Annotated in this window: 12 protein-coding genes; 6 read left to right on the forward strand and 6 right to left on the reverse strand. The window is 63.2% G+C overall.

Annotation, left to right across the window (positions count from 1 at the left end):
- The first annotated feature begins 15 nt into the window (after positions 1-15).
- Both VMX79_12295 and VMX79_12300 read left to right on the forward strand, forming a co-directional pair.
- A complete protein-coding gene (locus VMX79_12295) occupies positions 16-531 on the forward strand; it encodes a DUF1844 domain-containing protein (GenBank protein HUV87878.1) in 516 nt (171 codons plus the stop codon).
- A gap of 2 nt (positions 532-533) precedes the next feature.
- The gene (locus tag VMX79_12300; GenBank protein ID HUV87879.1) at positions 534-1,502 is read left to right on the forward strand and encodes a DUF362 domain-containing protein; all 969 of its coding nucleotides are present in this window, start codon (positions 534-536) and stop codon (positions 1,500-1,502) included.
- 459 nt (positions 1,503-1,961) lie between these two features.
- On the opposite strand, the gene trxB is transcribed toward VMX79_12300, so the two are convergent.
- From trxB to miaA, 5 genes are all read right to left on the reverse strand, one after another.
- Positions 1,962-2,909 (reverse strand): thioredoxin-disulfide reductase, encoded by a 948-nt coding sequence (gene trxB, locus VMX79_12305; GenBank protein HUV87880.1) that lies wholly within the window; start codon positions 2,907-2,909, stop codon positions 1,962-1,964.
- Positions 2,910-2,911: 2 nt separating this feature from the next.
- Positions 2,912-3,361, reverse strand: a complete 450-nt coding sequence (locus VMX79_12310; protein ID HUV87881.1) for a CoA-binding protein — start codon at positions 3,359-3,361, stop codon at positions 2,912-2,914.
- A 245-nt stretch (positions 3,362-3,606) separates the two neighbouring features.
- On the reverse strand, positions 3,607-3,795 hold the full coding sequence (locus tag VMX79_12315; GenBank protein ID HUV87882.1) for a zinc ribbon domain-containing protein: 189 nt from the start codon (positions 3,793-3,795) through the stop codon (positions 3,607-3,609).
- A 97-nt stretch (positions 3,796-3,892) separates the two neighbouring features.
- Positions 3,893-4,198: a hypothetical protein gene (locus VMX79_12320; protein HUV87883.1), complete on the reverse strand. Its 306-nt coding sequence runs from the start codon at positions 4,196-4,198 to the stop codon at positions 3,893-3,895.
- 49 nt (positions 4,199-4,247) lie between these two features.
- Complete coding sequence (miaA, locus tag VMX79_12325) at positions 4,248-5,186, reverse strand: tRNA (adenosine(37)-N6)-dimethylallyltransferase MiaA (GenBank protein ID HUV87884.1); 939 nt, start codon at positions 5,184-5,186, stop codon at positions 4,248-4,250.
- Between the two features lie 95 nt (positions 5,187-5,281).
- On the opposite strand from miaA, the gene selA reads away from it, so the two are divergent.
- The 4 genes from selA (at position 5,282) to VMX79_12345 (ending at position 12,712) form a co-directional block, all read left to right on the forward strand.
- Positions 5,282-6,487 (forward strand): L-seryl-tRNA(Sec) selenium transferase, encoded by a 1,206-nt coding sequence (selA, locus tag VMX79_12330; protein HUV87885.1) that lies wholly within the window; start codon positions 5,282-5,284, stop codon positions 6,485-6,487.
- Between the two features lie 133 nt (positions 6,488-6,620).
- Positions 6,621-8,558 (forward strand): PorV/PorQ family protein, encoded by a 1,938-nt coding sequence (locus VMX79_12335; GenBank protein HUV87886.1) that lies wholly within the window; start codon positions 6,621-6,623, stop codon positions 8,556-8,558.
- Positions 8,559-8,609: 51 nt separating this feature from the next.
- On the forward strand, positions 8,610-11,267 hold the full coding sequence (locus VMX79_12340; GenBank protein ID HUV87887.1) for a T9SS type A sorting domain-containing protein: 2,658 nt from the start codon (positions 8,610-8,612) through the stop codon (positions 11,265-11,267).
- A 26-nt stretch (positions 11,268-11,293) separates the two neighbouring features.
- On the forward strand, positions 11,294-12,712 hold the full coding sequence (locus VMX79_12345) for an adenylate/guanylate cyclase domain-containing protein (GenBank protein ID HUV87888.1): 1,419 nt from the start codon (positions 11,294-11,296) through the stop codon (positions 12,710-12,712).
- Positions 12,713-12,829: 117 nt separating this feature from the next.
- Here VMX79_12345 and VMX79_12350 read toward each other — a convergent pair.
- Positions 12,830-13,062, reverse strand: a 233-nt coding sequence (locus VMX79_12350) for a S16 family serine protease (protein HUV87889.1), incomplete at its 5' end; no start/stop codon positions are given.

The following is a 13,062-nucleotide window of genomic DNA, read 5'->3' on the forward strand; positions in this document are numbered from 1 at the left end:
TTAGGGGAGGTACCCATGGCCGAAGAAAATAGTTTCGACAGAGACGAAGCGCTGTTCCTTTCGATAATGTACTCGTTCCACGCCGCGGCGATGCAGCAGATGGGTAAGATAGCGAACCCGTTCACCGGAAAAGTCGAACGCGACCTCGACGCCGCCCGCGGCACGATAGATGTCCTCGCTATGTTCCGCAAAAAGACCGAGGGCAACTTGACGGACCGCGAACGCCGCGTCCTCACCGGCCTGATTACGGAGCTGCAGCTGAATTACGTCGACGAGAGCAAGCGCGAACCGGCCGCGGAAGAGAAGGAGGCCGCGCCGGAAGCGGGAGCCGGAGCTGCCGCGAAGCCGACGGCGGAGGCCGAAGTGAAGGCGGAAAAAGCAGAGGGCGCCGAAGAGGCCGCCGCGGAAGCCGAAGAGAAGCCGGCCGCGACGGCGGAGGCCGAGGCGGCCGACGTCGAAAAGCCGGCCGAAGAGGAGCCGAAGAAAAAAGAGGCCAAGAAACACGGCGCCTCCAAGAAGAAGGAGGAGTAGCGGTGCCGGTCTACGAAGGCCTGCGCGTTTACGAGGTCAAGGAGGACCTCTATTTCGCGCGCGGCGTACGCGCCGCGGGGCCGATACGCGATATCTTCGGGATGCTCGGCGCGGCCGAGGGCCCGGTGCTGATAAAGGCCAACTGGTTCAGCCCGTACCCCGGCCAATTCACCGACGCCGCGACGTTGGCGTTGGCGTGCGACGCCGTCGACGGCCAGAAGATAATAATCGAGGGCCACGCGGCGATGCGCAACGACGGCTCGCGCGAGGTAACCCCCGAGAACGGCCGCGAGAGTTGGGATTGGATACGCGAGCAGGAGGCCGCGTACTTCGCCCGCTTCGGCCTGGACGCCGTCCTGGCCCGCGACGACGTGACGTACGTGAACGTCACCGACGAGGTATGGGAGAGACGTGCCGTCCCCGAAGACGAGGTCCGCGCCGCGTTGGAGGGTGCCGGGACGCCGCTCGTCTTCGACGAGTTATACGGCGCGCTCCCCGAGAAGCTGTTGGCCTGGCGCGGCCGACCGCTCCTCAGCCTCGCGCGTATTAAAGTTACCGACCCGGCGTCTGGCGCCGCCGGCTTCAGCCTATCGCTCAAGAATATGTTCGGCCTTATCCCGGAGCCGAACCGGATGGCGTACCACGAGCGCCTCCCCGAGGCCATAACGGACGTCTGCCGATTGTACGGCGCGCACTTCCGCGTCGTCGGCGCGTGCGAGGCGATACACCACGCCGTCTACGTCCGCGAGGGCGGCGCGCACGAAGCGGCCTGGGGCGACCGCTACGACGACGTCGAGGGGTTGGGTATAATAGTCGCCGGCGCCAACCAGGCGGAGGCGGACGCCTTCACCGCGGCGCTCTTCGGCCTGGATATAAGCTCGCGCGCGGTTATAAAGGCCGCGGAGGAACGGCTCGGCCCTTGGGACCGGATGGTGGTGCTGGAGGCGTCGCGGTACGCGGTGGAAATTTGAACAATAACGAGAAGTGTCTGTTCGCTTGGTCACAGACAAGAATGTCTGTGGCACAGATGATATACGAATGAAAAACGCCGGCCCGGGGCCGGCGATTTTTTTATGAACGTTTTTACTTCGTTTTTATCATAAACGCGACGATAACGCCGACGGCGGCTACGATGGCCCCGGTGACCCAGGGCGAGCCCTGGCTGGCTCAAGTCGCAAGTCCGCGCGGCGCGAGCGCGAGCACGTGGAAATAGTACCCCGCGGCGAAACCCGCCGCCCCCAGCAACGCCGCTATGCCGAGTTTGAGCATATCACCGTCCCGCCAACGCCGCGAACAACACCCCGATTACCACTCCCAGGCCGCCCGTGAGCCACGGGCTCGAGCTCGCCGGTCAAACCGAGCCGGCGCAGCGCGTCAGGTAAAACCAACCGAACCCCAGCGCGCCGCCCGCTATCGCTCCCAATAATACTTTAGCCGCTGCCGGCATAGGGCCCGCCGGTGACGTATTCTTGAGCCGAGAACGCGGCCGCGGCGCCTTCGCCCACCGCGGTGGCGACCTGCTTGAGCGTCTTCGAGCGGCAGTCGCCGGCGGCGAAGATGCCCGGGGCGCCGGTCCGCATATCCTCGTCCGTTACGATGAGGCCGTGGTCGTCGAGCTCCACCAGGTCCTTTACGAACGCGGTGTTCGGTCGTACGCCGACGTAGAGGAAGACGCAATCCACGGCCAGCTCGCGCTCGTTTCCCGTTTTGACGTTTTTAACCTTCACGCCGGTTAAACCGTCGTTGTCGCCCACCATCTCGGTTACGACCGTATCCCAGACGAACTCGATCTTTTCCCGGGCGAAGGCCTGCTCCTGGATAATTTTTTCGGCGCGCAGTTTATCCCGGCGGTGGATGACGTAGACCTTGCCGGCGAACTTGGTTAGGTACACGGCTTCTTTGACGGCGCTGTCGCCGCCGCCTATCACCGCCACCGGTTTGTCGCGGTAGAGCGGCCCGTCGCACGTGGCGCAGGTCGTGACGCCCATCCCCCAGAACTCCTGCTCGCCCGGCACGCCGAGCTTACGGCTTTCGGTCCCGGTCGCGACGACTACCGCTTTCGCCGAATAATCGCCCTTGGCGCTCTCGAGGAGATATTTGCCGTCCGCGGCGCGAACGTTGGTTATCTCGGCGGTGGCGAATTGCAGGCCGAAGCGCTCCGCCTGCTTCCGCATCTTTTCCATCAACTCGGCGCCGGAAAGCGGCTCGGGGAAGCCGGGGTAGTTCTCGATGATGTCGGTCAGTAGAATCTGGCCGCCGGTCAGCGGTTTGGCCTCCAGCAGTATCGCGTCCAGGCGGCCGCGGGCCGCGTAGATGCCGGCGGCCAACCCCGCGGGGCCGCCGCCCACGATGGCGAGCTCGTGCTCTTCTTCGGCCATCCCTACTTAACCCTCCGCATTAATACCAGCCGTTCGTATTCCTTCTTCATGCATCGGTTCATGACGACTTCGAGGCCGGCCTTTTGCGCCTCGGCCGCGAACTCCTCGTCGGATATCCCGAGTTGGAGCCATATTACTTTCGCCCCCACCTTAACGGCGTCTTCTATTACGCCCCCCAGGTGTTCGGGCCTGCGGAATACGTCTATGATGTCGACCGGCTCGGTGATGTTTCTGATATACGGCCACGCGATTTCGCCCAGCACCGACTCGTACCGCGGGTTGACCGGGTAGATACGGAAGCCGTGGCGTTTCAGGAACCGCGCGACGCGATTGGCCGGGGATTCCTGTTTGGGCGTTAACCCCGCTACGGCGACGTTTTTGTGGGTTTTGAGGATTTCCGCCAGTCGCTCGTCGCTCGGGTTTTCGAACTTTTCGGATTTTTCTTCGTTCATAAAATGGTTGCTCCCGATGAGGATTATCGTAATCGGGCGGGTCGCAAGAAGTGGTTTTTTACGGCGTAGTTCACTTCCCGGTATAGGGCCGCCGAAGATACAAACTACCTATTCGCGCGACTTGAGCCGCGTTACTCAAGGTACTCGCTTTACCCCGTCTTCTGTAAGAAATTTGCGGCGAGCGGCGTTAAAATCCTTCGAAGAGGCTTTCCCGGCACCGGCTTCCGCCGTGCTGGTCAGCGCCCTCAACCCGCTTTAATGGCGCACGCGTCGCCGGCGCGGGGTTTCGACGTCCTAGTCACCACCCAAGATATTAAACGGCGGCACTTTTCGGAGGCGCAGTCGGGACACCGGCATTTGGAGCCGTCGGCGTCGCGGTAGAGCACCTCGAAAACGGTACCGCATTCGTCACATTCAAATTCGTAAATAGGCATACTTCATCCGTGCCCCCCCTGGTTCGCGCTTGGGCCGCCCGCCGGTAAGCCGCGCCGTCGGGACGCCGGGTTTACGCTTTAACCCGTTGCTCTTTCTTTACTTGCCCCCCTCGGTCTCGCGCATTTCCCAGAACTCGTCTTTCACCTTGGCCCATTTTTCGGGGTGTTTCGTTTCCATATGGGCCGCGTAGTCCTCGTCCGACATGAAGAGCTCTTTGCACTCTTCGCAGATGAGGTCTTCGCCGGGCGCGGGGCAAGCCACCTCTTCCTTGGCGACGGTCTCGGCCGCCGTTTCCGCCGCGGTCTCGGCGGTGGGGACTTCCTCTTTCTTCTTACATCCCACGAAGACGGCCGCGACGCCCAACGCCAACGCTACGACGATGAAGGCTTTTAAGTATTTCACGATTAAACCTCCTCTATGGATAAACATATCATATTTTATCATAAATGCCCTAATTTTGCAACAGCGCTTCCCAAAGCGCTACGACCCGCTCCGTTAGACGGCCGGGCCCTTCGGCGGCGTTTAAACGCAACGCGCGCTTTTCTTTTTTGAACCAGGTCCGCTGCCGCTTCGCGAGGCGGAGCGTTTCGCGGACTACGTGCCCGAACGCCGTTTCCTCGTCGAGCTCGCCCCTCAGGAGTTGAACCGCCTGGCGGTAGCCGATGGCGTTGAGGGGAGGCGCCGTCGCGTCTTCGACTTCGGCCGTCAGGCGGGCGGTTTCGGCCAAAAGCCCTCGGGCGAACATGCGCCGCGTACGCTCCTCGACGCGTTCGGCCAACCAGCGTCGCGACGCGTCCAGCGCGACGACCGCGACGCGTTCGGCCTCCAGCGGCCTCGTCCCCTTGGAATGGATTTCGGCCAGCGGGACGCCGGTCAGCTCGTATACTTCGAGCGCGCGGACGATGCGTTTTTCGTCCGCGGGGGATATCCGCGCCGCGGCGTCGGGGTCCACTTCGCGTAGCCGTTTATGCAGATCTTCGCCCGCGGCCCGACGCGCCCGCAGCGCGGCCCGCACGTCGGCGTCCGCCGCGGGAGCTTCGCAGATGCCGTCGACCAGCGCGCGGAAGTAAAGGCCGCTGCCGCCGACGACCAGCGCCAACCTGTCGCGGCGCCACGTTTCCTCGCACGCGGCGCGCCCCTCCGCCATGTAGCGCCCCGCGCTGTAGGGGACCCCGGGGTCGGCGACGTCTGCCATAAGGAATTCGTAGCCGCGCCGCGCCGTGCCCGTCAGCTTGGCGGTCCCCACGTCGGCCCCGCGGTATACTTTCGTCGAGTCGCACACGATTATCGAGACCGCGTCGGGGCCGCCCAGCGCGTCGGCCAACGCCAGCGCGAGCGTCGCCTTCCCGGTACACGTAAGGCCCACTATGGCGAGTAACTCCCTAGGCATCGCCCTACAATTTAATATTAATAAGCCCGTTTATCAATAGTTCTGAACACGTATTAGTTTGACATTATAAATAGGGCTTATTATACTTCGGCGTAATGCTTATCAAGCGGGTCATCAATGCTACGGGCGTAATCCTGCATACCGGCGCGGGCCGCGCGCCGTTCGGGCCCGCCGTCCTCGCGCGCGTCTCCCAAATCCTGGAGGGGTACTGCAACCTCGAGGTGGATTTGGAGAGCGGCGAGCGCGGCCAACGCAACACGCTGGTCGCGGCGCCGCTGCGCGAGCTGACGGGGGCCGAAGACGCATTAGCGGTGAACAACAACGCCGGCGCGGTGCTGCTTGCCCTCCACGCCCTCGGCCGCGGCAGGCCCGCGGCGGCCAGCCGGGGGCAACTCGTCGAGATCGGCGGCGCCTTCCGTCTACCTGAGGTTATGGCCTCCGGCGGCGTCGAACTCATGCCGGTCGGCACGGCCAACGTGACGCACCTCGACGATTTCCGGCGCGCGCTCGACGCCGGCGCGTCGCTCGTCGTGCTGGCCCACCGCAGCAATTTCTACTACCGCGGCCGGTTCGACGAGCCGCGGGCCGACGAAGTGGTGGCCTTGGCCGCGGCGTACGACAGGCCCGTATTGTACGATTTGGGCAGCGGTTTGCTCAGCACGTCGTTGTACCCGGACCTGGTTTCGCCCGACGAGCCGTCGGTGGAGAATTTGCTGGACGCGGGCGTCGACGTTGTATGTTTCTCGGCGGATAAATTGCTGGGCGGCCCGCAGGCCGGCGTCGCGGTGGGGAAGGCCGCGGCCGTCGGCGAATTGCGGCGCGACGGTTTGTACCGGGCGCTGAGGGTCGGGAAGGAGACGTACGCCTTGCTCGGGGCGGTGCTCGAGACGTACCTCGACGGCGACGCGTTGGACGAGGTTCCGACGTATCGTTTGCTTACGCGCTCGGCGGAAGACTTGGAGAGGATGGCCGACGCCGCGGCCGGTTTTTTCCGGAAGGCCGGCGCGGCCGGTGATTCTCGGAAGGCCGGCGCCGCCGGTTTGGAGATATCCACCGCCCGGGCGGAGTCGTACGTCGGCGGCGGGACGCTGCCGTACGTTCGTTTGCCGACTTCCGTCGTCGTACTGAGGCACGGCGGCCTTTCGCCGCACGCGCTGAGCGGTGCACTGCGGCGCCTCGAGCCGCCGGTCCTGGCTCGCGCCGCCGGCGAAGCCGTGTACGTAGATATGCGGAGCGTCCCGGAGGATGATTTGCCGCTGCTCGAGCGAGCGCTCGAGACCCTGGCGGCCGAGCTGGCCTAGCGCCGTCGGTTCAAATGCCGCTTTACGGGGCGGGCGAGCCGGTAATTTAACTTGACAACAAAGCGACAAATCGTTAATATTACGTGAGTATTGTGCGGTCTTAGGTGTTTTGCCTAGGCGCGTTGCAGGTAGTATGGCCTTTAAGAGAGCAGCTTGGCCGTTGCTTCTCGTCGCGTGGGCCGCCCCCTTCGCGGCGGCTAAGAGCGGCGAGACCACGGCGACGTTTTTAACGCTCGGCGTCGGCGGCCGTCCGTCGGCGATGGGCGAGGCGTACGCCGGCCTCGCCGAGGGCGTCAACGCGTTGGCGTACAACCCGGCGGGCGTCGCGAACCTGGACGCGGCCGAGGTGTCGGCGATGCACGCCGAATGGCTCCAGGGTCTTCGGTACGAATACGTAGCGTTCGCCTACCCGCTGTCGTGGGGGACGTTGGGAGGGGCCGTGCGGGCGTTGACCGCCGGCGGCTTCGAGCTGCGGACCGACCCCGATAACCCGTCCGAAGAACCCGAGGGGACGTTCGGCGCCACCGACATCGCCGTCGACGTCAGTTACGCGTACGCGTTGAACGGGGTGTTGGCTGTGGGCGCCAACGCCAAAGTGATAAGCCAGAAGATACACAACGTTTCGGCCACCGGCGTCGCGGGCGACGTCGGCCTGTATTGGGTACCGCTGGCGTCGTTGAGCGCGGGGTTGGCGGCGCGGAACCTGGGCCCGCCTATCACGTTCGAAGAGGAGTCGAGCCCGCTCCCTATGACGGCGGAAGTAGGGCTCGGGTACCGTTTGTTTAATCGCATGTTGGTTTTGGGCGGGGCGGTCGAGAAACCGTTCAAAGACGATTTATTGTACAAAGGCGGCGTCGAGTATTCCCCCTTCGAATTCATTTCGGGGCGCGTCGGTTACCTCTACGGCTTGGATACCCAGGGGAATACGGGCCTGACCAGCGGCTTGGGGGTGAACGTAGCGGGGTTTTCCTTCGACTTCGCGGTGGCGCCCTACGGCGGCCTGGGCACGACGTATCGCGCGGGCTTTACGTACGCCTTCGGCCGGGAGCGGCGGCGCATCACCGAGGAAGTCGCGGCCGAGTTCGAGAAGCGGCGCCAGGAGATGATCGCCTCTTTATCGGCCAAGGCCGAGGGTTACTACGGCGCCGGTAATTATCAAGGGGCGGTGGACACCTGGGACCTGATATTGGTTTGGGACCCCGAGAAAGCGGAGGCCGCGGCGAAGTTGGAGGAGGCGCGCGACCGGTTGAACGAACAACTCGTCGCGGCGCACGTCGAGCGGGCGGAGGCTTTCTTCGCCGCCGGCAAGTACAGCGAAGCGGCGCTGGAGTACTCGTTGGCGCAAAAGATAGACCCGACGAACGGGGCCGCCGTCGCCGGCCTCGCCCGGGCCGAGGAGGAATTGGCCAAGGAGGAGGCGCGTCAAAAGGAGGAAATAGCGGGGTTGCTCGAGCAGGCCCGGGCGGCGTACAGCCGGGGGGAGTACTTGACGGCCGTCGCGAGGTGGGAATCGGTTCTGGGGCTCGAGCCCGGCAACGCCGAAGCCTCCGCCAACCTCGAGGACGCGCGGGCGCGCGTGGGCAGTATGGTCGATAAATACAAAACGGCCGCGCGCCGTTATACCGACGCGCGAGATTGGGTTGCGGCGGCGTCCAATTGGGACCGCGCCCTCCGGTTGGCGCCCGACGACGCCGAAGGCGCGGCCGGCCGCGCGGATGCTCGCGCCGTCCTGGCCCGCGAGGCCGAGAGCTCCGTCAACGCCGGCGTCGCGTTGTACGAGCGCGGCGATTTGAACGGCGCCGAGGCCAAGATGGTAACCGCTTTGAACCTGCAACCGGGTAACGCCCGGGCTAGCTCCTATTTGAATAAGATACGAAAAAAACGGGCGGCGCAGAAAGAAGCCGGGGTAGACTATACTTCCATATATATGAAAGGCGTCCAGGCCTATACCAATAACCAATACCGGGCGGCTATCGCTTATTGGCAGCAGATACCGGCCAAAGACCCGCTCTACCGCAAGGCCCAGACGAACATCAAACGTGCGAAAGCGGTGCTTAAAGAACTCGAGTAGCGTAATGTACGGTATCTTCCGCGAAGTCGCGGCGGCGGACGTGATGGATTCGTGTTGAGGAAAGCGGTAATTGCGTCGGCGTTATGCGCTTTTGTCGTGTGGCAGGGCGGCGCGGCGCCCGGCGGCGACGCGCGTAAGTTGAAGTGGGCGGAGGGGTTGAGAGCCGAGAGAGCCCGGGCGGCCGCGGGCCGCGAGCCCTTATCCGCCGAAACGGCTCGGGCTTTGACCCCCTCGTCGGACGGTAAGCTAAAGGACTGGGTCCAGGAGCGCTGGGACGGTCCGGTATCGAAAAGTTGGAACCTGAACGACTCCTATTGGGGAAAGACCGACGGGATCGACCTGTACTTCATGCCGCCGTTTATCGGCGCCGGGGCCGCGTGGGGAGCGCGGCGCGAGTTGCCGATGTCTACGGCCGGCCGTTTCGCCGTTTCTTCCGCCGCCGGGAAAACCTGTATTCTTTTAGGCGGCGCGGACGCCGCGAGTACGGGCGTGGTTTGTTACGCCGAGGACCGCGAAGGCGCCAACTGGAAGACGTCCCAGGTCAAAGAGAGCGGCGGCTTCCAGGCTAAGGCGGTCCTGGACTTATGCTGGGCGCCTAAAACCACTTCCGGTTACGTATTCGCGGCGACCAGTATAGCGAAGACCGGCACGCCGAAAACCCCCCTGTTTTATTACGACGGGCCGGTACCCGCGTCGTTTTGGGTTTCGGCTGTGGAATACAGGTCGGTCCCGCCTCGTACGGTATATGATTTCAGCGCCGTGGCACCGGGCCCGATGGGCCCGAACGCGGCGGTTTACGCGGGTTACTCGGGCGCGAGCGTCGGCACGGCGCAAGTTTACTATTATAGCGAGCCGGGGTGGGATTTATTAGGTACGTTAACGGGCGCCAAAGACGTTCACGCGTTGTACGCCACCGATACCGGCGTCCTGGCCGGGACCGGGCCGCGCGGTATAATTTACGAATGGAACGGGAGTAGTTGGAGCCCGAAACCCGTAACGGGGTTGACGACGGGGGATATCAAAGACATCGTCAAAGTCGGCGCGTATTATTACGCCGCCGCCGCCAACTGCTCGCCCGGGGGCGAGGCGCGGCTCTTCCGCACCAGGGACTTCGCCCAGTGGGAGGACGTAACGCCCCGGGCGACGGGCGTAGAGGTGCTTTCCGAGTTCGTGGCGGTGGCCGAATTCGGCAAGGACGGCGCGGTCGTCGCGGTGGGAGACGGCTTTGACCGTTTTTACGTCAGCCAAAATCCCGCCCCCGCGAATTGGGGTGTGGTCGGCGGTGAAGCCGGCGCGGCCGGCAAAGCCGTCGTCCACGTCCGCTCGGGCAGCGACTTTTGGGGGAACTTCTTCGGGTACGAAAAAGACAATCACGCCTACGCCGGGAAATTGCAGGGGTTTAAGAACGGCGGCGTCCTTTACTCGTCTATATACGATTCCTACGACAAGCTCATACGATATAAAAAGTTGGAGTTCGAGGGGGCGACGGCCTCCGGCGGCGCGACGTTCTGGTTACGCGCGGCCGCGGACTACGGCGAATTCGGAACGCCCGGGGGCGGCTCGGGCGAGCCGGCTTGGATTAAAGTTACGCCCGGCGAACCCTTGCCGGACCAACTTAGCAACAAGAGGTACATCCAATACAAGGTCCGTCTCGACGTACCCGACGGCCAGAAGTTCCCGCCCGTAGTCAAAAAGGTGCGGCTCGCGATGGACTCGACGTACGCCAAAGTAACCGGTACGTCCCCGGCGGGCGGGACCAAAGACCACAACGTCGACGTTCCCGTAAAGTTGATTTTCTCGAAGGATATCCGGGACGCCACCATTTCCAAGGAGAACGTTAAGATAAACGGGAAGACCCGGGAATACAAATGGTATTTCGACAGCTACGACGAGAATACTTGCGGATACGTCATCGACCACCAGGATTTCGAAGCTTACGACGAAATAACGGTGACCTTGGAGAGTATCCCGCGTCGGGAAGTTAGAGATAAAGACGGGTGGGAGATCGACCCCGACGGCGACGGCCAGCCGGGCGGCGAGTACAAATTCGTTTTTAGCGTCGGCTCGGGGGGCGGCGGCGAAACTACGGGCCCGAAGGTATACAACGTAACGGTGGAGCCCAACCCCACCTTCGGCGCCGAGAAAATAAATATCACCGCGACGGCCGACGATACCGAGACCGGCAAATCCGACATCGTAGCGGCGGAATACTCCTTCGGCCCCAGCGCCGCGCCCGCGGGTAAAGGTACGCCGATGGAAGGTGAGTTCGGGACCCCCAAGGCCGAAGTGTGGGCGGAGGCGGACATCGGCGGAGTCAGCCAGGGCGAGAAGCGGCTTATAGTGTACGTGCGCGCGATGGATAAACCCGGCAATTGGGGCGACCCCACCGCCGCGCCCATATTCATCAGGCCCCCGGAGTTCCTGCCGGAGGAATACGTTTACTTCTACCCGAATCCGTGTCGCGGCGACGACGGGTATTTTCACTATTTCGTCACCCACGACAGCGAGATTACGGTGCGCATCTTCGACGTACGAGGCCGGTTGGTCGACAAGCTCGATACGAGGGCCGCGGCCTATTCCGGCGAAAGGGGCCTGCGGTGGGACGTTTCGCGCATCGGCGCCGACGTTTACATTTTCCAGTTCACGGCGCGGGCGCTCGCCACCGGCGAGGTGGCGACCGTCACCAAGAAGTTAGCCGTATTGAAGTAAAGAGGCTTTAAAGGCCGGCCTATACGATGCCCCTTAAGTTTAAAATCGCTCTATTCGTCGTCCTGCTGATGGTGGTCGTTACCGGCGTCGCCGGCGTTTTGATTACGGGTCGGATGGAGTCCTCGCTCCGGCGGGAGATCGAGATGCGCGGCGAGGCGTTGGCTCGCAATCTCGCCGCCAACGTCGAAGACCCGCTGTCGCAAGGCGACGACCTTTACATCGCGCGGTTCACCACCGGCGCTATGGACAACGCCGGCGTAGTGTACGCCATAGTCGTCGGCGACGACGGCCGCATCGCCGGCTACCGCGACGCGGCCCACGACGATTTCACCCCCTTCATGGGCAAGCCGTACGAGCCGCCCCCGGGGGTCGAACCGCTGGGGAAGCGCGAGTTCCTCAGCCAAACGTACGACGCCCCCCGTTGGGGGCCGATGTACGACGTCGCCGTGCCCGTGATGCTCGCCGACAAGAAGTCCATCGGCGCGGTTCACGTCGGCATATCGGGCGAGGGCGTCAAGCGCGCGGTCAACCGAACCAGGATTACGATCGGCGTCATTTCGGCGGCCGCCGTGTTGCTCGCCTTGTTGGGGTCGTTCGTGCTGGCCGGGTTCATTACGCGCCCTATAGACCGTTTGATGGCCGGCGTCCGCGAAATCCAGAAGGGCAACGGCTACGCCATGCAGCTGCCCATCACTACCAGCGACGAGGTGGGTCACCTGACGCGCGCGTTTAACGACATGGTGAAATCCCTCGGCGAAAAAGAGCTCATCAAGGAGGCGTTCAGCCGGTATGTCTCGCGCCAGGTCGCGGGCTTGATCCTCGACGACCCCGATAAGTACATATCGACGCTCAAAGGCCAGCGGAAGACTATAACGGTGCTCTTCGCCGATATCCGCGGGTTTACGCGCATCGCCGAGGCGCTGGGGCCGGAGCAAGTAGTGGCCATGCTCAACGTCTACTTGACGTATATGACGGACGTGATTTTCAGGCACGAGGGCACGCTCGACAAGTTCCTGGGCGACGGCCTTATGGCTATCTTCGGCGCCCCGGTGGAGCAGCCCAACAGCACGCTTAACGCGGTGCGGGCCGGCCTCGGTATGCGGGAGAGGCTCCGCAAATTCAACCTCGCCCGCGAAATAGGCGGCGAGGAACCGGTACTCGTGGGGACCGGGATTAATTACGGCGACGCGATCGTGGGCAATATCGGCTCGCGCGAACGTATGGACTACTCCGTCATCGGCGATACGGTGAACATCGCCCAGCGCATACAGACCTTCACCGAGGGGGGCCAAATAATCCTGGCCGAGCCGGCCTACCGCCGCGTCGAGGACTACGTGGAGGTTAAGCCGCTGGGGCCCTACGAGCTCAAGGGAAAAAGGGAAAGGATAGAGCTGTTCGAGATCGTAAAGCTGAAGGAAGGTGTGGAGGAGAGCGGGGAGGAGTAGCGCGCCGTACCGTCGTCGCCGACGGTCATTTAATTCCGTACGCGGCCGCGCTCGAGCGCGGTTTTATTTAGGCGAAAAAAAGCCCCGCTCGGCGGGGCGTTTTTCGTCAGGGGGTTTTTACCGAGGCCGCGGCGCGGCGGCGGGTCGCGTTTCTTTTTTGCGCCCGGTGCGCGTGGGTTTTCCGGCTGCTTTACTTTTCTCGGATAGGCCGAAGCCGACGAGCGCGGCATTCAGGACGTCGCCGATGGTCTTGGCGTACGTTACGTGTACTTTGTCGCGGTGTTCCTCTTCGACCTCGAGGATGTCGCTCTCGTTTTCCTCGGGGAACAACACGTTGGGGATGTGGGCGC

The organism is bacterium (genome assembly GCA_035529855.1).
In the GTDB taxonomy this organism is placed as follows: Bacteria; RBG-13-66-14; B26-G2; order WVWN01; family WVWN01; genus WVWN01.

Coding starts and splice junctions, on each gene's coding strand:
- VMX79_12345 (HUV87888.1), top strand. CDS start 11,294: ATGCCCCTTAAGTTTAAAATCGCTCTATTCGTCGTCCTGCTGATGGTG.
- selA (HUV87885.1), top strand. CDS start 5,282: ATGCTTATCAAGCGGGTCATCAATGCTACGGGCGTAATCCTGCATACC.
- VMX79_12335 (HUV87886.1), top strand. CDS start 6,621: ATGGCCTTTAAGAGAGCAGCTTGGCCGTTGCTTCTCGTCGCGTGGGCC.
- miaA (HUV87884.1), bottom strand. CDS start 5,186: ATGCCTAGGGAGTTACTCGCCATAGTGGGCCTTACGTGTACCGGGAAG.
- trxB (HUV87880.1), bottom strand. CDS start 2,909: ATGGCCGAAGAAGAGCACGAGCTCGCCATCGTGGGCGGCGGCCCCGCG.
- VMX79_12295 (HUV87878.1), top strand. CDS start 16: ATGGCCGAAGAAAATAGTTTCGACAGAGACGAAGCGCTGTTCCTTTCG.
- VMX79_12315 (HUV87882.1), bottom strand. CDS start 3,795: ATGCCTATTTACGAATTTGAATGTGACGAATGCGGTACCGTTTTCGAG.
- VMX79_12310 (HUV87881.1), bottom strand. CDS start 3,361: ATGAACGAAGAAAAATCCGAAAAGTTCGAAAACCCGAGCGACGAGCGA.